The following is a 21,249-nucleotide window of genomic DNA, read 5'->3' as shown; positions in this document are numbered from 1 at the left end:
CAGCCCCCAGCCCGCCCGAAGGAGCACCCCTCATGACCGACCTGGCCATCGCGGCGAACGGGCTGCGGAAGTCCTACGGCGACAAGACCGTCCTGGACGGCGTCGACCTGGCCGTCCCGAAAGGCACGATCTTCTCCCTGCTCGGGCCGAACGGTGCCGGTAAGACCACCGCCGTCAAGATCCTCTCCACCCTCGTCACCGCCGACGGCGGTCAGGCCCGGGTGGCCGGCCACGACCTCACCACCGACCCGCAGGCCGTACGCGCCGCGATCGGGGTCACCGGCCAGTTCTCCGCGGTCGACGGGCTGATCACCGGCATGGAGAACATGCTCCTCATGGCCGACCTGCACCACCTTCCCCGCCGTGAGGGGCGCCGCGTCGCCGCCGGACTGCTGGAACGCTTCGACCTCACCGACGCCGCCGGCAGGCCCGCCTCCACCTACTCCGGCGGCATGAAACGGCGCCTCGACATCGCCATGACCCTGGTCGGCGACCCCGGCATCATCTTCCTCGACGAACCCACCACCGGCCTCGACCCACGCGCCCGCCACAACCTGTGGCAGATCATCCGCGAGCTCGTCTCCGGCGGCGTCACCGTCTTCCTCACCACCCAGTACCTGGAGGAAGCCGACCAGCTCGCCGACCGCATAGCCGTCCTCAACGACGGCCGGATCGCCGCAGAGGGCACCGCCGAAGAGCTCAAGCGCCTCATCCCCGGCGGACACGTCCGGCTCCGCTTCACCGACCCCGCCGCCTACCGCGACGCCGCCACCGCCCTCGGCGACGTCACCCGCGACGACGAAGCCCTCGCCCTCCAGCTTCCCAGCGACGGCAGCCAGCGCGCACTGCACGTCCTCCTCGACCGGCTGGACTCGGCCGGCGTCGAGGCGGACGAACTGACCGTGCACACCCCCGACCTCGACGACGTCTTCTTCGCACTGACCGGCGGCAGCGCCACCGGCATCCCCGACCAGCCCAAGGAGAACACCCGATGAGCTCCCTCGGCCTCGCCCTGCGCGACTCCTCCACCATGCTGCGCCGCAACCTCCTGCACGCCCGGCGCTACCCCTCCCTCACCCTCAACCTCCTGCTCACCCCGATCATGCTGCTCCTGCTCTTCGTCTACATCTTCGGCGACACCATGAGCGCCGGCATCGGCGGTGGCGGTCCGGACCGTTCCGCGTACGTCGCCTTCGTCGTCCCCGGCCTGCTGCTGATGACCATCGGCAGCACCACGATCGGCACCGCGGTCTCCGTCTCCAACGACATGACCGAGGGCATCATCGCCCGCTTCCGCACCATGGCGATCCACCGCGGGTCGGTCCTCATCGGGCACGTCCTCGGCAGCGTGCTGCAGGCGGTCGTCAGTGTGGTGCTCGTCGGCGCGGTCGGTGTGGCGATCGGCTTCCGGTCCACCGACGCCACCGCCCTGGAGTGGCTGGCGGCCTTCGGCCTGCTCGTGCTCTTCGCCACGGCGCTCACCTGGATCGCCGTCGGCATGGGCCTGGTCAGCCCGAACGCCGAGGCGGCGAGCAACAATGCGATGCCCCTGATCCTGCTGCCGCTGCTGTCCAGCACCTTCGTCCCGCTCGACGCGATGCCGGGCTGGTTCCAGCCGGTCGCCCGGTACCAGCCGTTCACCCCGGCCATCGAGACCCTGCGCGGCCTGCTCCTCGGCACCGGGATCGGCCACAACGGGTGGCTCGCCCTCGCATGGTGCCTGGGCCTCGCGGCGCTCGGCTACTTCTGGTCGACCTCGAAGTTCGACAACGACCCGAGGTAACCGTCGTGACCCCGCGGGCCGGTTCCCGCGAACGTCCCACCCCAGGGCGGCGTACACCGACAACCGGTCGGAGTGCGCCGCCCGTTCGTACGCACGTGGCGAGGACCCGGCCCACAGGTCAACGCCCCGCGCCACAAGGCCGAAACGCGACCCCGGGCCCGCCCGCGAACCCTTGACAGTGGTTCCACGCGCGTCAAATCTGGGCGCAGAGCCGCTCGCCCCAAGGGGAGGCGAAGATGCCTGCAGCGCGGGAATCCCTACTGGACGCCGCCTACACGGCGCTGGTGCGCCGGCCGTGGTCCGCCGTACGGATGGTGGACGTGGCCGCGGCGGCCGGGGTGTCCCGGCAGACGCTCTACAACGAGTTCGGCAGCAAGGACGGTCTCGCCCGGGCGCTCGTGAGGAGAGAGGCCGACGGATACCTCGCGGGGGTGGACCGCGCCCTCGCCGCGCACGGCGATCCGTGCGACCGGCTCACCGCCACCGCCGAGTGGACCGCCTCGGCGGCCCGGGGCAACATCCTCGTCCGCGCCATGCTCACCGGCTGCTGGAGCGAGCGGCTGCCCGCCCCGGCCCTCACGGCGGTACCGTCCAGCTCCGCCGTACCGGCCCAGCGCCGCGCCGACGGGCCGCTGCCCTCACCCGGCGACTTCGTCGCGCTCGTCCGCGACCGGGCCGTGACCCTCCTGGCCGGGCCCGCCACGCCCCGGTCCGACACCGCCGGCCTGGCCCGCTCCTGCGAACTCGCCGTCCGGCTCGCCCTGTCCTGTGTGGCCGCACCACCCGGCGAGGGCGGCGTCGCCGACCTGGTCCGCAGCGCCCTTCCCCGGCCGGGAGGCTGACGGGGCGTCAGCCGCCTATCCCCGGCAAAACGGCTGACGGGGCGTCAGTGCGCGGACCCCGACAACTGCAGCCCGATCACACCGGCGATGACGAGACTGATCGACACGATCTTCAGCACCGACACCAGGTCACCCAGGAACACCATTCCGTAGATCGCCGTCCCGGCCGCCCCGATGCCGGTCCACACCGCGTACGCGGGACCGACGTCGAGCCTTCTCAGCGCGAGGGTCAGCAGTCCGAAGCTGCCGAGAGCGAAAATACAGAACGCGACCGTCGGCCACAGCCGGGTGAAGCCGTGCGACAGCTTCAGACACACCGCGAAGCCGGTCTCGAGCAACCCGGCCACGATGACCAGCAGCCACGCCATGAGTCGTCCTCCCGTATCCCACGTTCAGTGACCGCTTCATCAGTCTCAGCGCGCTCGTCAGGCCTTGGCCGGCCTCGCCTCCGGCTTGGGTGCGATTATGCATTTACCGTCCGCACGCCAGGACAAACAACGCGGAGGTCAGTCGCCCTCCTTGCGCTCGCGCGTGGCCAGCAGCCGCCGCAGCGAGTACAGCCGCGCGGGGTCCGCGTGCCCCTCGGCCACCCACGCGTCCAGCGCGCAGTCCGGCTCGTCGTGGCTGCACGCGCGCGGGCAGCCCTCGGTGCCCGGCTCCAGGTCGGGGAAGGCGTGGATGACCTGGGACGGGTCCACGTGATGCAGTCCGAAGGACCGCAGGCCCGGTGTGTCGATGACCCAGCCGTCGCTGCCCGACAGCGGCAGCGCCAGCGCCGAGGTGGTGGTGTGGCGTCCGCGGCCCGTCACCGCGTTCACATGCCCGGTCGTACGCCGCTGCTCCTCCGGCACGAGCGAGTTGACCAGAGTCGTCTTGCCGACGCCGGAGTGACCGACGAACGCGGTGATCTTGCCTTCGAGCTGCTCGCGCACGCGGGCGAGGGCGGTGCCGTTCCGCAGCTCCTCGCGGCTGGTGACGACGTAGGGGATGTCGAGGTGGCCGTACAGCTCCAGCAGCTTGTCGGGGGGCGCGAGGTCCGACTTGGTCAGGACCAGCAGCGGCTCCAGGCCGCCGGCGTAGGCCGCGACCAGGCAGCGGTCGATCAGGCGGGGGCGGGGCTCCGGGTCGGCCAGGGCGGTGACGACCGCCAGCTGGTCGGCGTTGGCCACGACCACGCGCTCGTACGGATCGTCGTCGTCCGCCGTGCGGCGCAGAACGGAGGTGCGCTCCTCGATGCGCACGATCCTCGCGAGTGAGTCCTTCTTGCCCGTCAGGTCGCCCACGATGGCCACCCGGTCGCCGACCACCGCCGCCTTGCGGCCCAGCTCGCGGGCCTTCATCGCCATGACCACACGGTCCTCGACGAGGCAGGTCAGGCGGCCCCGGTCGACGGTGAGGACGAGTCCCTCGGCGGCGTCCTCGTGTTTGGGGCGGATGTTCGTCCGGGGCCGGGTGTTGCGGCGGCCCGGACGGGTGCGGATGTCGTCCTCGTCGGTGTGCTTGCCGTAGCGGCGCATGACGTGATCCCTGCGTCCTACGCCCCGAGCATCCCGGTCCACAGGTCGGGGAAGCCGGGCAGGGTCTTGGCCGTCGTCGCCACGTTCTCGATCTGCACCCCCTCCACCGCCAGTCCGACGATCGCGCCGGCCGTGGCCATGCGGTGGTCGTCGTAGGTGTGGAAGATCCCGGCGTGCAGCCGGCGCGGGCGGATGTGCAGACCGTCGGCGGTCTCCGTGACGTCGCCGCCGAGTTCGTTGATCTCCTTGGTCAGCGCGGCCAGCCGGTCCGTCTCGTGCAGCCGCAGATGGGCCACCCCGCGCAGGGTCGACGGGGAGTCCGCGAGGGCCGCGACCGCCGCGATGCCCGGCGTCAGCTCGCCGACCTCACCGAGGTCGACGTCGATGCCGTGGATCGACCCGGAGCCGGTGAACACCAGCCCGTACTCGGTCAGTTCGCAGGAGCCGCCCATCTCGGTGAAGATCTCGCGCAGCCGGTCGCCGGGCTGCGTGGTGCGGGCGGGCCAGTCCGGCACGACGACCTTGCCGCCCGTCACCAGGGCCGCCGCGAGGAACGGCTGGGCGTTCGACAGGTCCGGCTCGATGACCAGGTCCCGGCCGAGCAGGGCACCCGGCGAGACCCGCCAGACGTTCGGCTCGCCGCCCGACTCGGGCGTGTCCACCTGGGCGCCGACCGCGCGCAGCATGTCGACCGTCATGCGGATGTGCGGCATGGAGGGCAGCGTGGAGCCCGTGTGGCGGACCTCGACGCCCTGGTTGACCCGGGGGCCGGACAGCAGCAGGGCGCTCACGAACTGCGACGAGGAGGAGGCGTCGACGGCGACCGTGCCGCCGTCCAGGGCGCCGCTGCCGTGCACGGTCAACGGCAGCGCGCCGCGGCCGTCGTCGTCGATCCGGGCGCCGAGCTGACGCAGCGCGTCGATGACGCCGGTCAGCGGACGCTCGTAGGAACGGGGGTCGCCGTCGAAGCGGACGGGGCCGTCGGCGAGCGCGGCCACCGGCGGCAGGAACCGCATCACCGTGCCGGCGTTGCCGACGTCGACCGTGGCCGGGCCGCGCAGGCCCGTGGGGAGCACCCGCCAGGCCTCACCCGTGCCGTCGGGGCCCACGCCTTCCTCGATCTCGATGCCCATCGCCCGCAGCGCGCCGGCCATCAGCAGGGTGTCGCGGGAGCGCAGGGGGCGGCGCAGCCAGCCGGGCTCGGAGGCGAGGGAGGCGAGGACGAGGGCACGGTTGGTGACCGACTTGGACCCGGGCACGTGGACCGTCGCGTCGACGGCTCCGCTCGCGTGCGGGGCGGGCCAGAGGGCGGTGTCTGCGGTGTTCGGGGCCATGGCCCCCACTTTATAAGCCGGCCGACTTCCGAGTGCGGCGCCGTCGGCGCGGTCGCGCCCGCTGGGACAGGCGCACCCCGCGGGGGCACGCGCCCCTCGGCCGGCTGTCACATCTCCAGCAGCCAGCGGCCCCCGCCGATCAGCGAGCACAGCGACACCGCGTGGAACAGGAAGAACCACAGCCCCGCCGGTGCGTGCGTCAGCCGCGACAGCTGGTCCGCGTCCGAGTCCCCGGCACCGCCCCGGGCCCGCTTCGCCTGGAGCTCGAAGGCCGGACGGACCCCGCCGATCAGCAGGAACCACACCACCACGTACGCGAACGCCGCCTGCACCTGGGGGCCGGCCAGCCACGACACCAGCACGAACAGGCCGCCGGTCACGAGCATGGTCAGGGCGCCGTAGGCGTTGCGGATCATCACGAGCATGGCGAGCAGCAGGGCCGTCGCCAGCCACAGCAGGAGCGTGATGCGGCCGGCGCCGAGCAGGGCCGCGCCGCCGAGGCCCAGCAGGGGCGGGGCGGTGTAGCCGGCGGCCGCGGTGAGGATCATGCCGATGCCGTGGGGCTTGCCCCGGCTGACGGTCAGGCCGCTGGTGTCCGAGTGCAGGCGTATGCCGGTGAGGGTGCGGCCGGTGAGCAGGGCCACGAGCCCGTGACCGCCTTCGTGGGCGATGGTGATGGCGTTGCGGGAGATGCGCCACAGGCCGTGCGGGATCACCACGGCGAGCGCGACGCCCAGGGTCGCGATCACCACCCACAGGTCGGGGTCGGGCTGCGTACCGGAGACCTCGTCCCAGAGGGAGGCGAGCGAGGCGGTTGCGGTGCTGTCCATGTAAGGCGTTGGCTCCCTGTGGGCGAGTCGGTGGGGGCCGGCGCGTAGCGCCGTCGATGGGGGGTGGTGGTCGGGCGACGGGTGGGCCTGGCAGTGTGGCACGTATGTGCGGACGGTATTCAGCGAGTCGTAGGCCAGAGGATCTCGCAGGAGTCTTCGAGATCGAGAAGTGGGAGCCCGAGGAGACCCTCGCGCCGGACTACAACGTGGCACCCACCAAAGAGGTCTACGCCGTCCTGGACCGCCCTCTGAAGGACGCGGACGACCCGCGGCCGGTTCGCCAGCTGCGCACGCTGAAGTGGGGACTCGTCCCGTCCTGGTCGAAGACCCCCGAGGGCGGCGCCCGGATGATCAACGCCCGCGCGGAGACCGTCCACGAGAAGCCGTCCTACCGCCGCGCCTTCACCTCGCGGCGCTGCATCCTGCCGGCCGACGGCTACTACGAGTGGGTCACCGGCACCCAGGAGCGCGAGCTGGAGGTCGAGGGCAAGAAGAAGCGGCCGCGCAAGCAGCCGTACTTCGTGACACCGGCGGACGGGTCGGTCTTCGCGATGGCCGGGCTGTACGAGTTCTGGCGGGACAAGACGCTGCCGGACGATCACCCGCAGGCCTGGTGGGTGACGTGCTCGGTCATCACCACGGAGGCCGAGCAGGGCCCCCTCGCGGTGTCCCCGGCCGACGGGCCCCGGGCGCTCGCCGAGATCCACCCCCGGATGCCGCTGATGCTGACGCCCGACCGCTGGGACGCCTGGCTGGACCCGTCCCGTACGGACCCCGACGGCCTGCGTGAGCTGCTCGCCCCGCCACCCGGTGGGCTGATGCGCGCCTACCCGGTCGCCACGGCCGTCAGCAACGTCCGCAACAACGGGCCGGAGCTGCTGAAGGAGCTGGAGGGGCCCGAAGAGGGCACACTCTTCTGACGTGACGAACGTGACCAACGTGACGAAGACGGCGGGTGTGACCACCGAGACCGTCGAGACCGACGCCGGAACCGCCCGCATCACCTGGCACCGGGCGAAGAAGGCCCGGCTGGTCCTCGCCGTCAGCCACGGCGCCGGCGGCGGCATCGAGGCCCGCGACCTGATCGCCCTGGCCGAGGCCCTGCCCGCCCACGGCGTGACCGTGGCGCGTGTGGAGCAGCCCTGGCGGGTGGCCGGGAAGAAGCTGGCGCCCGCGCCCAGGACGCTCGACACCGGCTGGCGGGGCATCTGGCCCGCGCTGGCGAAGTCCGGACTGCCGGTGATCTCCGGCGGGCGCAGCGCCGGGGCCCGGGTCGCCTGCCGTACCGCCACCGAGCTGGGCGCCCACGCGGTCCTCGCCCTCAGCTTCCCGCTGCACCCGCCGGGCAAGCCCGAGAAGTCCCGCGCGGACGAACTGCTGGGGTCCGGGGTGCCCACCCTGGTCGTCCAGGGCGGGAACGACCCGTTCGGCAAACCGGAGGAGTTCCCCGAGGGGCCGTACCGGCTCGTGGAGGTTCCGTACGGGGATCACGGCTTCGCCGTGCCCAAGCGTGCGGACCTCACGCAGGAGGAGGCCGTGGCGCTCATCACGGACGCGGTCGTGGAGTGGGCCGGGTCACTCGGGTAAAGCTTCGGGAATGCCGGGGCGGCGGTCACTGTTGTGCGGGACGTACGTGCTGGAGACCAGCATCGACGTCGTAGGAGAGGGAGTCCGCCGCATGGGTTCGACCATCTGCCCGCCCGTCACCCGCCACCACCCCGTGGACGGGCTGCGCCCGGCAGAATCTGATTCGACCCGCAGCAGCCGCGCCGACCTGGACTGGACGGTGCTGCACGCGGCGAAGACCGCCCCTGTTCGGGCGGCGGGCGGACCGGATCGTCGTCTATCCTCCGATTCGGGTGAGACCGGTCTCGGTCTCACGAGAACACTCGAGGAGGTGGGTCCGGTCACTGGGACCGACGCAGGGACCGAACACGGCCAGGCGGAGCAGCCCGAGGGCCAGGGCGGCACGGCCGCCGAGACGGCCGCGCAGCGCAGTGCGCGCTTCGAACGGGACGCGCTCGAGTTCCTCGACCAGATGTACTCGGCCGCGCTGCGCATGACGCGCAACCCGGCCGACGCCGAGGACCTGGTGCAGGAGACGTACGCCAAGGCGTACGCGTCCTTCCACCAGTTCCGCGAGGGCACCAACCTCAAGGCGTGGCTGTACCGGATCCTCACCAACACGTTCATCAACTCGTACCGCAAGAAGCAGCGCGAACCTCAGCGCTCCGCGGCCGAGGAGATCGAGGACTGGCAGCTCGCCCGCGCCGAGTCGCACATGTCGACGGGCTTGCGCTCCGCGGAGTCGCAGGCGCTCGACCACCTGCCCGACTCGGACGTGAAGGAGGCGCTCCAGGCCATCCCCGAGGAGTTCCGCATCGCCGTCTATCTCGCGGACGTCGAGGGGTTTGCCTACAAGGAGATCGCCGACATCATGGGGACACCCATCGGTACGGTGATGTCCCGGCTGCACCGGGGCCGCCGTCAGCTGCGCGGCATGCTGGAGGACTACGCCCGTGACCGCGGGATGGTGCCGGCCGGTGCCGGAGAGTCGAACGAAGCGAAAGGCTCGGGGTCATGAGCTGCGGAGAGCCGCACGAGACGGATTGCAGCGAAATCCTCGATCATCTCTACGAGTTCCTCGACCGTGAGATGCCGGACTCGGACTGCGTGAAGTTCGAGCACCACTTCGAGGAGTGCTCGCCCTGCCTCGAGAAGTACGGGCTCGAGCAGGCCGTGAAGAAGCTCGTCAAGCGCTGCTGCGGGCACGACGACGTGCCTGGCGACCTGCGGGACAAGGTCATGGGGCGGATCGATCTGATCCGCTCCGGCCAGGCCGTCCCCGAGCAGGACGTCACGGCCTCTCCCGCCACGCCGCGGGAGTCCTGACACTCCTGCACTTTTCAACTACCCCACCTCTGCGCGGGTAGTCCCCCTCGAACACGTCACTCGAACGTGCTAATCCGCGGGTTATCGGCCCGCGGAACCCCCTGCCGCCGTCCTAGGCTCCGGGCCTGACGGACCTGGCCGGGGGAGGGGCTCATGGAAGCGGTACCGGCACGGGCACGGGTCTACATCGCCTGTGTCGTCACGGCCGCCCTGTTCTGCCTGCTCCCGCGGCCGGACACCCACACCACCTGGTGGGCGGTCGTACTGCTCGCCGGGCTGTACGCCGGATGCGAGCGCGTCGCCCGGTCCCGGTTCGTGGGGATCTCCCACCCGACCGGGACCTTCTACCCCGTGCTGCTCGCCGGTGCCTTCCTCCTTCCGGCACCCGCCGCCGCGCTGGTGGCCGTGCCCGGCGCGCTGCTCTCGCACGTAGGTCAGCGGCCCGTGGCGCTGCGACGCGTCTGGCGGACCGCCCAGCTCGTCCTCGGGCTGTGGGCCGCGGCCGGGACGCACCGGCTGCTCGGCGGGCCGGACGCGGTCGCCGCGGGCGACGTCCCCTACGCCCTCGGTCCGGCCGGAGCGGCCGTGCTGGCGTTCTGCCTGGTGCTCGCGCTGCTCGACGGCGGAATCCTGGCCGTGGCGGAACGGGTGCCCGTACGGCGTGCCTGGCGGGGACTGGTGGCACGCTCGCTCGCCCCGATCGCCGTGCACGGCCTCGCCGGGCTGATGATGGCCGTCCTGTGGCGCAGCCCCTACGGGCCGGTCTCCGCGCTGCTCGTGCTGCTGCCCATGTGCGTGTCCTGGTGGGCGTTCGCGCAGTACCACCGGGAACGCGCCGCCCATCAGGCGACCATCCGGGCGCTGGTGCAGGCCGTCGACATCAAGGACGGGTACACCCGCGGGCACAGCGAGCGCGTCGGGCAGGCCTCCATGATGATCGCGCGCGAGCTGGGCATGGCCGACGAACGCGTCGAGGTGCTCCGCTTCGCCGGGATCCTGCACGACGTCGGCAAGCTGGGCGTGCCCACCCGGCTGCTCAGGAAGGACGGGCCGCTGACGCCCGAGGAGCGGCGGGTGATCGAGCTGCACCCCGAATACGGGCACGAGATGGTGCGCGGCATCGGCTTCCTCGGCGAGGCCCGCGCCGCCGTGCTGCACCATCACGAGCGGCTCGACGGCAGCGGCTACCCCTATGGCCTGGTGGGCCGTCAGATCCCGGAGTCCGCACGGGTCGTGGCGGTCGCGGACGCCTTCGACGCCATGACCTCCACCCGCAGTTACAGCAGGGCGCGGCCCGTCGCCGTGGCCCTGGCCGAGCTGGAGCGGTGCGCGGGCAGCCAGTTCGACCCGGTGATGGTCGCCGCTCTCGTCGAAGCCGTCGGGCGGACCGGGTGGCACCCCGCGGTGACCGCCGACGACGCGGAGACCCGCCCACCACGGGTCCCCCCGCCCGGCGCACCCCTGTCCGGCCGTCCGGGAGCCCACCGTTGAACACGCACCGGCCGTCCGGGAGTCGATCGTTGAACACGCACCGGCCGTCCGGGAGTGGACCGATGAGCGCGCGGCGACCGTACGGGAGCCCACCGAAGAGCGCGTACCGGCCGCCCCAGCTGCTCACCCTCGTCCACGCCTGCGCGGGCCTCTTCGCCGTCGGCTCCCTCGTCGTCACCCTCTACGACGGCCTCGAGGAACGCCGGGTCGCCCTCGCCTTCGGCGTCCTCGTCACCGTCGGTGAGCTCACCCGGCGCAACGGCGCGCGGGTCCGGGAGCCGGCACCGCTCGGAGCCGCCGCGGCCCTGTCCTACGCGCTGCTCGGTGAGGCCGGCGGGCGAGCCACCCACCACGGCCCCATGCAGGTCGTCGCCGTCGTGCTGGCCGCCTCGCTGCTGGGCAGCGTCCCGCACGTCGCCCGCGGACAGGGGCCCACACTCGACCACGTGGCACGTCGTGTGCTCACCGTCGGCTTCGTCGCCGTGTGCTTCCAGCCCCCGTACAACCGGGGCATGTTCGACGACTGGGGCGGCCCCGCCTACGCGCTGCTGCTGCTCGCCCTGCTGTCCCTGACCGCTCTGTGCGACGCGGTGCTCGCCGCCGCCCTGGCCCACACCCGCACCGGCCGGCCGTTCGGGCCGGCGCTGCGGGACGAGCTGCGGGCCGTGTGCGGCATCGGGGCCGCCGTCATCGCCACCGGGGCGGTGATGGCGCTGGCTGTCGCCGTCGTGGGGCTGTGGGCCCTGCCCGTCTTCTCCGTGCCGCTGCTGCTCGCCCAGATGTCGTTCCGCCGCTACGCCGCCGTCCGGGCGACCTACCGGCAGACCATCGCCTCCCTCGCCCGGGCCACCGAGGTCGCCGGATACACCCCGGCCGGGCACGCCCGGCGCGTCGCCGTGGTCAGCAAGGCGGTGGGGCGCGACCTGGGGCTGACCGAGCCCGAGCTCGCCGTCCTGGAATACGCCGCGCTCATGCACGACATCGGCCAGCTGAGCCTCGTCGACCCGGTGCCGGCGGGCGCCACCGCCGCGCTGCCCGCCGCGGAGCAGCGGCGGATCGCCCTGCTCGGCGGGGCCGTCGTACGGCAGACGGGCGTCGACGAGGCGGTGGCCGTGGTCGTGGAGCGGCAGGCCGACCCCTACGCCGAGCAGCCGCTCGCAGCGCGAATCGTCCGGGTCGTGAACGCGTACGAGGAGAAGTCCCGGGAAGGAGGGCCGGGCGGGCCGCTGAAGGCGCTGGAGGAACTCCGGCTCGCCACCGCCGGGACGTACGCCCCGGAGGTGGTGGAATCACTGGCCCGCGTACTGGCAAGGAGCAGTCTGACCCTGCCCGTGGCTGGGTAACCCATGGGTAATGAGCGCCCTCGAGGCCGTACGTGGTTGGATGCGAAGAAGAAGGTGTCCGGGGGCTCGAAACACAGCTACGGCCAGCCCACCGCACGGAACTGGCAGGCGGGAATCGTGAGGATCTTCGGCAAGGGACGGCACCGGCCCTCCGCCTCCTGGCGGCAGGCCACGGACCGGGCGTTCACCCTCATCGGCGACGGCCGGTACGAGGACGCAGGCGCACTGTTGACACGTGCCGCCGATCTGGAGCCCTGGCTTTCCGAGTCCTGGTTCAATCTCGCGCTGCTGCACAAGTTCCGGCACGACTGGGAGCAGGCGCGGGCGGCCGGACTGCGGGCCGTGGCCCTGCTCGACCGGGACAACGGCGCGCCCGACTGGTGGAACGTCGGGATCGCGGCGACCGGGCTGCAGGACTGGCCGCTGGCCCGGCGTGCCTGGCAGGCCTACGGGCTGCGGGTGCCGGGAGCGGCCAACGACTCCGGTGAGCCCCTCGGCATGGACCTCGGCAGCGCGGCCGTACGGCTGTCCCCCGAGGGGGAGGCCGAGGTGGTGTGGGGGCGGCGGCTGGACCCCGCGCGGATCGAGGTCCTGTCCATTCCGCTGCCGTCGTCGGGACGGCGCTGGGGCGAGGTCGTCCTGCACGACGGTGTGCCGCACGGGGAGCGGACGACCGCCGCCGGGCACACCTACCCGGTGTTCGACGAGATCGAGCTGTGGGCGCCCTCGCCGGTGCCGACCTGGGTGGTGCTGCTGGAGGCGGCGACCGAGTCGGACCGGGACGCGCTGGAGCAGCTGGCGGCGGACGCCGGGTTCGCCGCGGAGGACTGGTCTTCTTCGGTGCGGTTGCTGTGCCGGATGTGTTCCGAGTCGCGTATGCCGTCGGACGAGGGCGACGGGGAGCACCTCGACCCGCACGATCACAGTGAGCCGGGGCATCCCGGGCCGCTGGGGCATCGCACGGACGGGCAGCTGTGGGTGCCGGAGCGGGAGTGCGGGCTGGCTGCGCCGGCTTCGCTGGTTCGGGGGTTGCTGGACGGGTGGGTGGCCGACAGCCCGGACTCCCGGGACTGGCGGGATCTGGAAGAGGTCTGTTAGGCCGTCGTGCGGGTGCGGGCCCGTCGGGGCTGTTCGCGCGGTTCCCCGTGCCCCTGACGGGGGCGCCTTCCCCGTACCCTGTATCTGCATCCCGGCTTGGATTTGTTCAGGAAGGCGTACGTAACGTCATGGCTCAGCAGGACACCGATCAGCAGCGTGCGGGCGTGCTCCCCGTCGATGACGAGGGGTACGTGATCGACACGGAGGACTGCGAGGAGCGCGAGGCGGCCTGGCGGGAGCGGGGGACCTCGCGGCCCATCACCGTGGTCGGGAACCCGGTGCTGCACAAGGAGTGCAAGGACGTCACCGACTTCGGCGAGGAGTTCCAGCAGCTCGTCGCGGACATGTTCGCCAGCCAGCGCACCGCGGAGGGCGTGGGCCTCGCCGCCAACCAGATCGGCGTCGACGCGAAGGTCTTCGTCTACGACTGCCCCGACGACGAGGGCGTACGCCACACCGGTGTCGTCTGCAACCCCGAGCTCGTCGAACTGCCCGCCGAGAAGCGCCGCCTGGACGACAGCAACGAGGGCTGCCTGTCGGTGCCCACCGCGTACGCCCCGCTCGCCCGCCCCGACTACGCCGAGGTGACCGGGCAGGACGAGAAGGGCAACCCGATCCGGGTGCGCGGCACCGGATACTTCGCTCGGTGTTTGCAGCACGAGACGGACCACCTGTACGGCTACCTGTACATCGACCGGCTCTCCAAGCGCGAGCGCAAGGACGCCCTGCGGCAGATGGCCGAGAACGAGCCCCGCTACCCCGTGGTGGCCAACGACTGAGACCTCGGCCTCACCAGCAGCACGGCGTCTGTCCGGGTTTCCCACCCGGGACGGGCGCCGTTCCTCTGTGCCGTTCGCCTGTCCGTCGCACGTCCGACCGCTGCTGCTCTCCCGGAGATCCGCGGGAAGTCACACAACGGGAGATTCCCGGCGCTGCGGGGTGGTGAATGAAGCAAATACGTTCCCAGAACGGTCAGTTGTAGTGCTGAATGGGATGAGCGGGGTATGCAACGGCGCACGCCCGGCACGAAGGGAGGGGCGCCCGCGCCAACTGGCGGCTGAGAGGGGTTAGTTCGTGCATGCTTTGTCACACGGCACCACATCGACACCGGTCACCATCGCAGTTCCACCGTCGCTCTCTCTTCCGGTGATCGAGGCGGAGTTTCCCCGGCAACTCCACCCGTATTGGCCGAAGTGCCAGGAGAAGACCCGGGCCTGGCTGCTCGAAAAGCGGCTCATGCCTGCGGACAAGGTGGAGGAATATGCCGACGGCCTTTGCTACACCGACCTCATGGCGGGGTACTACATCGGCTCCCCGGACGAGGTCATGCAGGCGATCGCCGATTACAGCGCGTGGTTCTTCGTCTGGGACGACCGTCACGACCGCGACATCGTGCACGGCCGTCCCGCCGCCTGGCGGCTGCTGCGGGACCGGCTCCACGCGGCCCTCGACTCCCCCGGGGAACACCTGCATCACGAGGACCCACTGGTCGCCGGGTTCGCGGACAGCGTGCTGCGGCTGTACGCGTTCCTGCCCCAGACGTGGAACCTCCGGTTCGCCCGGCACTTCCACGCGGTGATAGACGCGTACGACAGGGAGTTCCACAATCGCAGGCAGGGCATCGTCCCGACGGTCGAGGAATACCTCCGGCTGCGCCGGCTCACCTTCGCGCACTGGATATGGACGGACCTGCTGGAGCCGGCCGCCGGCCGTGAACTTCCCGACCGAATACGGAAGCACCCGGCCTTTCGGGAGGCAGCGCTGCTGAGCCAGGAATTCGCAGCCTGGTACAACGATCTGTGCTCGCTCCCGAAAGAGATCGCGGGCGACGAGGTGCACAACCTCGGAATCAGCCTCATCACCCATGAGGGGCTGACTCTGGAACAGGCGGTCGTGGAAGTCCGGCGCCGTGTCGAGAAAAGCATCACCGATTTCCTCGACGTCGAGCAGGAAGCCTTACGGTTCGCCGACGAACTCGCCGACGGCACCGTGCGGGGAAAGGAACTGAGCGCAGCCGTGCGGGCCTGTCTGAGCAATATGAGGAACTGGTTCAGTTCCGTCTACTGGTTCCACCACGAGTCCGGCCGGTACATGGTCGACAGCTGGGACGACCGGTCCACGCCCCCGTACGTCAACAACGAAGCGGCAGGTGAGAAATGACCGTCGAGTCTGTGAAGCCCGAAACCCCGCCGGCCGTGGAGCTGCGGGAGCCGTCCCGGGCGGGTGGTGGCGTCCCGGTCCTCGGGCACGGCTGGAAGCTGGCGCGCGACCCGCTGGCCTTCATGTCCCGGCTGCGTGACCACGGCGACGTCGTGCGGCTGAAGCTCGGACCCAAAACGGTGTACGCGGTCACCACCCCGGACCTGACCGGCGCCCTGGCGCTGAGCAACGACTTCATCATCGCCGGGCCGTTGTGGGAGTCCCTGGAGGGCCTGCTCGGCAAGGAGGGCGTGGCCACGGCGAACGGTCCACGGCACCGGCGCCAGCGGCGCACCATCCAGCCCGCCTTCCGGCTCGATGCCATCCCCGCCTACGGCCCGATCATGGAGGAGGAGGCCCACGCGCTCACCGAGCGCTGGCAAACCGGCGAGACGATCGACTGCACCTCCGAGTCCTTCCGGGTGGCCGTGCGCGTTGCGGCCCGCTGCCTGCTGCGCGGCGAGTACATGGACGAGCGGGCCGAGCGGCTGTGCGTCGCCCTCGCCACCGTCTTCCGGGGGATGTACCGGCGCATGGTGGTCCCGCTCGGGCCGCTCTACAACCTGCCGCTCCCGGCCAACCGCGAATTCAACCGGGCGTTGGCCGATTTGCATCTCCTGGTCGACGAGATCGTCGCCGAGCGCCGCGCAAGCGGTCAAAAGCCGGACGATTTGCTGACGGCATTGCTGGAGGCGAAGGACGACAATGGCGACCCGATCGGGGAACAGGAGATCCACGATCAGGTCGTCGCGATCCTCACCCCCGGCAGCGAAACCATCGCATCCACGATCATGTGGCTCTTGCATATGCTCGCGGAGCATCCGGAACACGCTGACCGAGTGCGCGACGAAGTGCAAGCCGTCACCGGTGGGAGGCCGGTGGCATTCACGGACGTCCGAGGACTCAGGCACACCAGCAATGTCGTGATCGAGTGCATACGTTTGAGGCCCGCCGTCTGGATTCTGACGCGCCGGGCGGTGCGGGACACGGAACTCGGTGGATACCGTATTCCGTCCGGGGCGGACATCATCTACAGCCCCTTCGCGATCCAGCGCGACCCGAGGTCGTACGAGCGCAACCTGGAGTTCGATCCGGACCGCTGGCTTCCGGACCGGGTCAAGGACATCCCGAAGCACGCCATGAGCCCGTTCAGCGTGGGCAACCGCAAGTGCCCGAGTGACCACTTCTCGATGGCCATGCTGACGCTGATCACGGCGGCGCTGGCCACCAGGTACCGCTTCGAGCAGGTGGCGGGGTCGAAGGACGACGCGCGGGTGGGGATCACGCTCCGGCCGCACGACCTGCTGGTGCGGCCGGTCGCGCGGTGACCGAAGCCGTGCCTCAGGCCGCTTCGGGGCCTCTGAATGTGCGCCGGTAGGCGTTCGGGGTGGTTCCGATCACCCGGACGAAGTGGTGGCGCAGCGCGGCAGCGTTGCCGAACCCGGTTCGCCCGGCGATCGCGTCCATGGTCTCGTCCGTCGCCTCCAGCAACCGCTGCGCCAGCAGCACGCGCTGGCGCAGCACCCAGCGGTAGGGAGTCGTACCCGTCTCCTGCTGGAAGCGGCGGGCGAAGGTCCGCGGGGACATGTGGGCGCGGGCGGCCAGCTGCTCGACCGTGACCTCCTCGTCCAGGTGCCGCTCCATCCACGCCAGCACCTCACCGATCGTGTCGGCCTCGGGGAGCGGCAGCGGGCGCTCGATGTACTGGGCCTGGCCGCCGTCGCGGTGCGGCGGCACCACCATCCGCCGGGCGATCTTGTTGGCGACCTCGGTGCCCTGCTCCTTGCGCACCAGGTGGAGGCAGGCGTCGATCCCGGCTGCCGTGCCGGCGGAGGTGATCACCGGGTCCTCGTCGACGTAGAGCACGTCCTGCTCCACGACCACGCGCGGGTACTGCCGGGCGAGGTCCTGGGCGTGTTTCCAGTGCGTGGCGCACCGGCGGCCGTCCAGCAGTCCGGCCGCGGCCAGCACGAAGACGCCGGAGCAGACGCTCAGCACCCGGGCGCCGCGGTCGACCGCGCGGCGCAGGGCGTCCAGAAGCTCCGGCGGGAAGTCCCGGTGCGCGTAGCTGTGTCCGGCCGGCACGGCGATCAGGTCGGCCGTCTCCAGCCGCTCCAGGCCGTGCTCGGCCTGGAGCGAGAAGCCGGAGTTCATCCGAAGCACCGGGCCCTCGGCCGAGGCGACGGCGAAGTCGTACACCGGCAGGCCCTCGTCGCTCCGGTCGGTGCCGAAGACTTCGCACACCACACCCAGTTCGAAGGGGTTCACGCCGTCGAGCAGGGCGACGGCCACGTTCTGCAGCATGCGTCCAGTGTGCCTCGCCCTTGGCAGTAATTCGAGGGTCTACGGCAGTACTGCCACTGACGGTAAGGAGTGATCAGCGCGACAGTGGTGTCCATGAACAGCAACCAGGTAGAAGCACTGATCGGACTGACCGCCACCTTCGGGATCCTGGTCCTCCTGATCCTCCCGTCCCTGTTCGGCCTGGTGCGCGAGAGGCGCATCGACCGACAGATCCGGGAGGCCCAGGAGGCCCGCGAGGAGGTGCCGGCTCAGAAGTCCTCGTCCAGGTCGACGGTGCCCTCCACCGCCACCTGGTACGCCGAGGGCCGCCGCTCGAAGAAGTTGGTCAGCTCCTGAACCCCCTGGAGCTCCATGAAGGAGAAGGGGTTCTCGGAGCCGTACACCGGAGCGAAGCCGAGGCGGGTCAGCCGCTGGTCCGCCACGCACTCCAGGTACTGCCGCATCGACTCGGTGTTCATGCCCGGGAGACCGTCACCGCACAGGTCGCGCGCGAACTGCAGCTCGGCCTCGACGGCCTCCCGGAGCATGTCGGTCACCTCCTGCTGGAGCCGGTCGTCGAAGAGCTCCGGCTCCTCCTTGCGGACGGTGTCGACCACGTCGAAGGCGAAGGACATGTGCATCGTCTCGTCACGGAACACCCAGTTGGTGCCGGTGGCGAGGCCGTGCAGCAGGCCCCGGCTGCGGAACCAGTAGACGTAGGCGAAGGCGCCGTAGAAGAACAGGCCCTCGATGCACGCGGCGAAGCAGATCAGGTTGAGCAGGAAGCGACGGCGGTCCGCCTGGCTCTCCAGCCGGTCCAGCTTGTCCACCGAGTCCATCCACTTGAAGCAGAACGAGGCCTTCTCGCGGATGGACGGGATGTTCTCCACGGCCGAGAAGGCCGCCGCGCGGTCCTCCGGGTCGGGGAGATAGGTGTCGAGCAGCGTCAGATAGAACTGGACGTGCACGGCCTCCTCGAAGAGCTGACGGCTCAGATACAGCCGCGCCTCGGGGGAGTTGATGTGCTTGTACAGCGTCAGCACCAGGTTGTTCGCGACGATCGAGTCGCCCGTGGCGAAGAAGGCGACCAGCCGGCCGATCAGGTGCTGCTCCGCCGGTGACAGCTTGGCGAGGTCGGCGACGTCCGAGTGGAGGTCGACCTCCTCCACGGTCCAGGTGTTCTTGATGGCGTCCCGGTAGCGCTCGTAGAAGTCCGGGTAGCGCATCGGACGCAGGGTGAGCTCGAAGCCGGGGTCGAGAAGGTTCTGGGTGCTCATTACTGGCAGGCCTCGCAGGACTCGGGGTTTTCCAGGGAGCAGGCGACCGCTTCGGGATCCGGGGTGGCCTGCGCGGGGACGGTGGCTTGGGCCTTCGCGGCCCGGGCGATGCGGGTCGCCGGGCGCGAGCGCAGGTAGTACGTCGTCTTCAGCCCGGACTTCCAGGCGTAGGCGTACATCGAGGAGAGCTTGCCGATGGTCGGCGTCTCCAGGAAGAGGTTCAGGGACTGGGACTGGTCCAGGTACGGCGTCCTGGCCGCCGCCATGTCGATCAGGCCGCGCTGCGGGATCTCCCACGCCGTGCGGTAGAGGGCGCGCACGTCCTCGGGGATCCAGGCGAAGTCCTGCACCGAGCCGTTGGCCTCACGCAGGGCCTCACGGCTGCGGGCGTCCCACACGCCGAGCCGCTTCAGCTCGTCCACCAGGTAGGAGTTGACCTGGAGGAACTCGCCCGACAGCGTCTCGCGCTTGAACAGGTTGGACACCTGAGGCTCGATGCACTCGTACACCCCCGCGATGGAGGCGATCGTCGCCGTGGGCGCGATGGCGAGCAGCAGGGAGTTGCGCAGGCCGGTCGTGGCGACGCGCTCGCGCAGGGCCGCCCAGCGCTCCGGCCAGGCCGGCTCCGAGTCGTAGTGGTCGGGGTGCAACACGCCCCGGGCCGTACGGGTCTTCTCCCAGGCCGGCAGCGGGCCGCTCCGCTCGGCCAGGTCGGCGGAGGCCTCGTACGCGGCGAGCATGATGCGCTCGGCGATACGGGTGGACAGGGCCTTGGCCTCGGGCGAGTCGAAGGGCAGGCGCAGCTTGAAGAAGACGTCCTGAAGGCCCATCGCGCCGAGGCCGACCGGACGCCAGCGGGCGTTGGAGCGGCCCGCCTGCTCGGTCGGGTAGAAGTTGATGTCCACGACCCGGTCGAGGAACGTGACGGCCGTGCGGACGGTCTCGTCCAGCCGCTCCCAGTCGATGTCGCCGCCGGCCACGAACGCGCCGAGGTTCACCGATCCGAGGTTGCAGACCGCCGTCTCCCCGTCGCTGGTGACCTCCAGGATCTCCGTGCAGAGGTTGGAGGAGTGCACGACGTGGCCGGGCTCGGCCGTCTGGTTGGCGGTGCGGTTGGCGGCGTCCTTGAAGGTCATCCAGCCGTTGCCGGTCTGTGCCAGGGTGCGCATCATGCGGCCGTACAGCTCACGGGCGGGCAGACTCTTCCTCGCGAGACCCTTCGCCTCGGCCTCCCGGTACGCGGCGTCGAACTCCTCGCCCCACAGGTCGACCAGCTCGGGCACGTCCGAGGGGGAGAACAGCGACCAGTCGGCGTCGGCGTTCACGCGCCGCATGAACTCGTCCGGCACCCAGTGCGCGAGGTTCAGGTTGTGCGTACGGCGGGCGTCCTCGCCGGTGTTGTCGCGCAGCTCCAGGAACTCCTCGATGTCGGAGTGCCAGGTTTCCAGGTAGACCGCGGCCGCGCCCTTGCGCCGGCCGCCCTGGTTCACGGCGGCGACCGAGGCGTCCAGGGTCTTCAGGAACGGGACGATGCCGTTGGAGTGGCCGTTGGTGCCGCGGATCAGCGAACCGCGGGCCCGGATGCGGGAGTACGCGAGTCCGATGCCGCCGGCGTGCTTCGACAGCCGGGCCACCTGGTGGTACCGGTCGTAGATCGAGTCCAGTTCGTCCTTGGGGGAGTCCAGGAGGTAGCAGGACGACATCTGGGGGTGCCGGGTGCCGGAGTTGAACAAGGTGGGGGAGGAGGGGAGGTAGTCGAGGCGGCTCATGAGCCCGTAGAGCGCCGCGACCTCGTCCAGCGCGCGCGTGGTGTCGTCCTCGGCGAGGCCGCTGGCCACTCGCAGCATGAAGTGCTGGGGCGTCTCGACGACCTTGCGGGTGTGCGGGTGGCGCAGCAGGTAGCGGCTGTGCAGCGTGCGCAGGCCGAAGTATCCGAAGCGGTCGTCGGCGGCCCGGTCGATCAGCGCGTCGAGGCGGGCGGCGTGGACGCGCACGAACTCGGCGGTCCGGTCGGCGATGAGGCCCTCGCGGTGGCCGACCGCGACGGACTCGGTGAAGGAGGTGACGCCCTGCGAGGCGGCCTCCTCGCGGATGCCGATGGTCAGCAGCCGGGCGGCCAGCCGGGAGTAGGCGGGGTCCTCGGAGATCAGACCGGCCGCGGCCTCCGTCGCCAGCTCCCGCAACTCCCGCTCGTCCGCGTGCGCGGACCGGCCGCGCAACGCGGCGGCGGCGACCCGGCCGGGATCGGCGTCGGGGAGGTCGGCGGTCAGCTCGGTCAGGGTCCGCAGCAGCGCGGCACCGGGGGCGTCGTGCTCTTCTTCGGCTGAGACCGGTTCGGCTGGCGCGATGGTCACGTGGGG

Annotated in this window: 21 protein-coding genes; 14 read left to right on the top strand and 7 right to left on the bottom strand. The window is 71.0% G+C overall.

Going from position 1 to position 21,249, the window contains the following annotated elements; all coding sequences use genetic code 11:
* Positions 1–32: 32 nt before the first annotated feature.
* From ACFCXS_RS06655 to ACFCXS_RS06645, 3 genes are all read left to right on the top strand, one after another.
* On the top strand, positions 33–995 hold the full coding sequence (locus ACFCXS_RS06655; protein WP_376641950.1) for an ATP-binding cassette domain-containing protein: 963 nt from the start codon (positions 33–35) through the stop codon (positions 993–995).
* Positions 992–1,783 (top strand): ABC transporter permease, encoded by a 792-nt coding sequence (locus ACFCXS_RS06650; RefSeq protein ID WP_376641949.1) that lies wholly within the window; start codon positions 992–994, stop codon positions 1,781–1,783. The genes ACFCXS_RS06655 and ACFCXS_RS06650 overlap by 4 nt, the downstream gene beginning before the upstream one ends.
* A gap of 236 nt (positions 1,784–2,019) precedes the next feature.
* The gene (locus tag ACFCXS_RS06645; RefSeq protein ID WP_376641948.1) at positions 2,020–2,625 is read left to right on the top strand and encodes a TetR/AcrR family transcriptional regulator; all 606 of its coding nucleotides are present in this window, start codon (positions 2,020–2,022) and stop codon (positions 2,623–2,625) included.
* 44 nt (positions 2,626–2,669) lie between these two features.
* Here the strand turns inward: ACFCXS_RS06645 and ACFCXS_RS06640 are convergent, their stop codons facing one another.
* The 4 genes from ACFCXS_RS06640 to ACFCXS_RS06625 form a co-directional block, all read right to left on the bottom strand.
* A complete protein-coding gene (locus ACFCXS_RS06640) occupies positions 2,670–2,993 on the bottom strand; it encodes a multidrug efflux SMR transporter (protein ID WP_362245654.1) in 324 nt (107 codons plus the stop codon).
* 138 nt (positions 2,994–3,131) lie between these two features.
* A complete protein-coding gene (gene rsgA / locus ACFCXS_RS06635) occupies positions 3,132–4,142 on the bottom strand; it encodes a ribosome small subunit-dependent GTPase A (RefSeq protein ID WP_376641947.1) in 1,011 nt (336 codons plus the stop codon).
* 17 nt (positions 4,143–4,159) lie between these two features.
* Positions 4,160–5,476: a 3-phosphoshikimate 1-carboxyvinyltransferase gene (gene aroA / locus ACFCXS_RS06630; protein ID WP_376641946.1), complete on the bottom strand. Its 1,317-nt coding sequence runs from the start codon at positions 5,474–5,476 to the stop codon at positions 4,160–4,162.
* A 107-nt stretch (positions 5,477–5,583) separates the two neighbouring features.
* Positions 5,584–6,306 (bottom strand): M50 family metallopeptidase, encoded by a 723-nt coding sequence (locus ACFCXS_RS06625; protein ID WP_376641945.1) that lies wholly within the window; start codon positions 6,304–6,306, stop codon positions 5,584–5,586.
* Positions 6,307–6,410: 104 nt separating this feature from the next.
* Between ACFCXS_RS06625 and ACFCXS_RS06620 the strand changes: the two genes are divergently transcribed.
* The 10 genes from ACFCXS_RS06620 to ACFCXS_RS06575 all read left to right on the top strand — a co-directional run bounded on the left by ACFCXS_RS06620 (position 6,411) and on the right by ACFCXS_RS06575 (position 16,657).
* A complete protein-coding gene (locus ACFCXS_RS06620) occupies positions 6,411–7,226 on the top strand; it encodes an SOS response-associated peptidase (protein WP_376641944.1) in 816 nt (271 codons plus the stop codon).
* Between the two features lies 1 nt (position 7,227).
* Positions 7,228–7,893: an alpha/beta family hydrolase gene (locus ACFCXS_RS06615; protein WP_376641943.1), complete on the top strand. Its 666-nt coding sequence runs from the start codon at positions 7,228–7,230 to the stop codon at positions 7,891–7,893.
* Positions 7,894–8,203: 310 nt separating this feature from the next.
* A complete protein-coding gene (sigR, locus tag ACFCXS_RS06610; RefSeq protein ID WP_356920487.1) occupies positions 8,204–8,890 on the top strand; it encodes an RNA polymerase sigma factor SigR in 687 nt (228 codons plus the stop codon).
* Positions 8,887–9,198, top strand: coding sequence for a mycothiol system anti-sigma-R factor (rsrA, locus tag ACFCXS_RS06605; protein WP_362245642.1), 312 nt, complete (start codon positions 8,887–8,889; stop codon positions 9,196–9,198). The genes sigR and rsrA overlap by 4 nt, the downstream gene beginning before the upstream one ends.
* Before the next feature lie 153 nt (positions 9,199–9,351).
* Positions 9,352–10,689, top strand: coding sequence for an HD-GYP domain-containing protein (locus tag ACFCXS_RS06600; protein WP_376641942.1), 1,338 nt, complete (start codon positions 9,352–9,354; stop codon positions 10,687–10,689).
* A 62-nt stretch (positions 10,690–10,751) separates the two neighbouring features.
* A complete protein-coding gene (locus ACFCXS_RS06595; protein WP_376641941.1) occupies positions 10,752–12,032 on the top strand; it encodes an HD-GYP domain-containing protein in 1,281 nt (426 codons plus the stop codon).
* A gap of 117 nt (positions 12,033–12,149) precedes the next feature.
* Complete coding sequence (locus ACFCXS_RS06590; RefSeq protein WP_376641998.1) at positions 12,150–13,130, top strand: tetratricopeptide repeat protein; 981 nt, start codon at positions 12,150–12,152, stop codon at positions 13,128–13,130.
* Between the two features lie 128 nt (positions 13,131–13,258).
* On the top strand, positions 13,259–13,909 hold the full coding sequence (def, locus tag ACFCXS_RS06585; protein ID WP_376641940.1) for a peptide deformylase: 651 nt from the start codon (positions 13,259–13,261) through the stop codon (positions 13,907–13,909).
* Positions 13,910–14,204: 295 nt separating this feature from the next.
* Positions 14,205–15,290, top strand: a complete 1,086-nt coding sequence (cyc1, locus tag ACFCXS_RS06580; protein ID WP_376641939.1) for an epi-isozizaene synthase — start codon at positions 14,205–14,207, stop codon at positions 15,288–15,290.
* The gene (locus tag ACFCXS_RS06575) at positions 15,287–16,657 is read left to right on the top strand and encodes a cytochrome P450 (RefSeq protein WP_376641938.1); all 1,371 of its coding nucleotides are present in this window, start codon (positions 15,287–15,289) and stop codon (positions 16,655–16,657) included. Before cyc1 ends, ACFCXS_RS06575 begins: the two co-directional genes overlap by 4 nt.
* A 13-nt stretch (positions 16,658–16,670) precedes the next feature.
* Here ACFCXS_RS06575 and ACFCXS_RS06570 read toward each other — a convergent pair whose 3' ends face one another.
* The gene (locus ACFCXS_RS06570; protein WP_376641937.1) at positions 16,671–17,633 is read right to left on the bottom strand and encodes a GlxA family transcriptional regulator; all 963 of its coding nucleotides are present in this window, start codon (positions 17,631–17,633) and stop codon (positions 16,671–16,673) included.
* Between the two features lie 93 nt (positions 17,634–17,726).
* Between ACFCXS_RS06570 and ACFCXS_RS06565 the strand changes: the two genes are divergently transcribed.
* Complete coding sequence (locus ACFCXS_RS06565; protein WP_234849276.1) at positions 17,727–17,969, top strand: hypothetical protein; 243 nt, start codon at positions 17,727–17,729, stop codon at positions 17,967–17,969.
* Here ACFCXS_RS06565 and ACFCXS_RS06560 read toward each other — a convergent pair.
* A complete protein-coding gene (locus ACFCXS_RS06560) occupies positions 17,882–18,889 on the bottom strand; it encodes a ribonucleotide-diphosphate reductase subunit beta (protein ID WP_376641936.1) in 1,008 nt (335 codons plus the stop codon). The two genes, ACFCXS_RS06565 and ACFCXS_RS06560, sit on opposite strands and share 88 nt — an antisense overlap.
* The gene (locus ACFCXS_RS06555) at positions 18,889–21,243 is read right to left on the bottom strand and encodes a ribonucleoside-diphosphate reductase subunit alpha (protein WP_376641935.1); all 2,355 of its coding nucleotides are present in this window, start codon (positions 21,241–21,243) and stop codon (positions 18,889–18,891) included. Before ACFCXS_RS06555 ends, ACFCXS_RS06560 begins: the two co-directional genes overlap by 1 nt.
* Positions 21,244–21,249: the final 6 nt, after the last annotated feature.

The sequence above is a fragment of the Streptomyces sp. NPDC056373 genome (genome assembly GCF_042262425.1).
In the GTDB taxonomy this organism is placed as follows: domain Bacteria; phylum Actinomycetota; class Actinomycetes; order Streptomycetales; family Streptomycetaceae; genus Streptomyces.
Note: the sequence above shows the minus strand (reverse complement) of the source record. Positions and strands in the feature narration are given on the sequence as shown.

Bases quoted from the DNA above. Each gene is read 5' to 3' on its own strand.
- ACFCXS_RS06620 (WP_376641944.1), top strand. From the start codon at position 6,411: ATGTGCGGACGGTATTCAGCGAGTCGTAGGCCAGAGGATCTCGCAGGA.
- ACFCXS_RS06575 (WP_376641938.1), top strand. From the start codon at position 15,287: ATGACCGTCGAGTCTGTGAAGCCCGAAACCCCGCCGGCCGTGGAGCTG.
- rsgA (WP_376641947.1), bottom strand. From the start codon at position 4,142: ATGCGCCGCTACGGCAAGCACACCGACGAGGACGACATCCGCACCCGT.
- ACFCXS_RS06640 (WP_362245654.1), bottom strand. From the start codon at position 2,993: ATGGCGTGGCTGCTGGTCATCGTGGCCGGGTTGCTCGAGACCGGCTTC.
- ACFCXS_RS06600 (WP_376641942.1), top strand. From the start codon at position 9,352: ATGGAAGCGGTACCGGCACGGGCACGGGTCTACATCGCCTGTGTCGTC.
- rsrA (WP_362245642.1), top strand. From the start codon at position 8,887: ATGAGCTGCGGAGAGCCGCACGAGACGGATTGCAGCGAAATCCTCGAT.
- ACFCXS_RS06565 (WP_234849276.1), top strand. From the start codon at position 17,727: ATGAACAGCAACCAGGTAGAAGCACTGATCGGACTGACCGCCACCTTC.
- ACFCXS_RS06655 (WP_376641950.1), top strand. From the start codon at position 33: ATGACCGACCTGGCCATCGCGGCGAACGGGCTGCGGAAGTCCTACGGC.
- ACFCXS_RS06650 (WP_376641949.1), top strand. From the start codon at position 992: ATGAGCTCCCTCGGCCTCGCCCTGCGCGACTCCTCCACCATGCTGCGC.
- aroA (WP_376641946.1), bottom strand. From the start codon at position 5,476: ATGGCCCCGAACACCGCAGACACCGCCCTCTGGCCCGCCCCGCACGCG.
- ACFCXS_RS06625 (WP_376641945.1), bottom strand. From the start codon at position 6,306: ATGGACAGCACCGCAACCGCCTCGCTCGCCTCCCTCTGGGACGAGGTC.
- def (WP_376641940.1), top strand. From the start codon at position 13,259: ATGGCTCAGCAGGACACCGATCAGCAGCGTGCGGGCGTGCTCCCCGTC.
- ACFCXS_RS06595 (WP_376641941.1), top strand. From the start codon at position 10,752: ATGAGCGCGCGGCGACCGTACGGGAGCCCACCGAAGAGCGCGTACCGG.
- ACFCXS_RS06560 (WP_376641936.1), bottom strand. From the start codon at position 18,889: ATGAGCACCCAGAACCTTCTCGACCCCGGCTTCGAGCTCACCCTGCGT.
- ACFCXS_RS06570 (WP_376641937.1), bottom strand. From the start codon at position 17,633: ATGCTGCAGAACGTGGCCGTCGCCCTGCTCGACGGCGTGAACCCCTTC.
- ACFCXS_RS06645 (WP_376641948.1), top strand. From the start codon at position 2,020: ATGCCTGCAGCGCGGGAATCCCTACTGGACGCCGCCTACACGGCGCTG.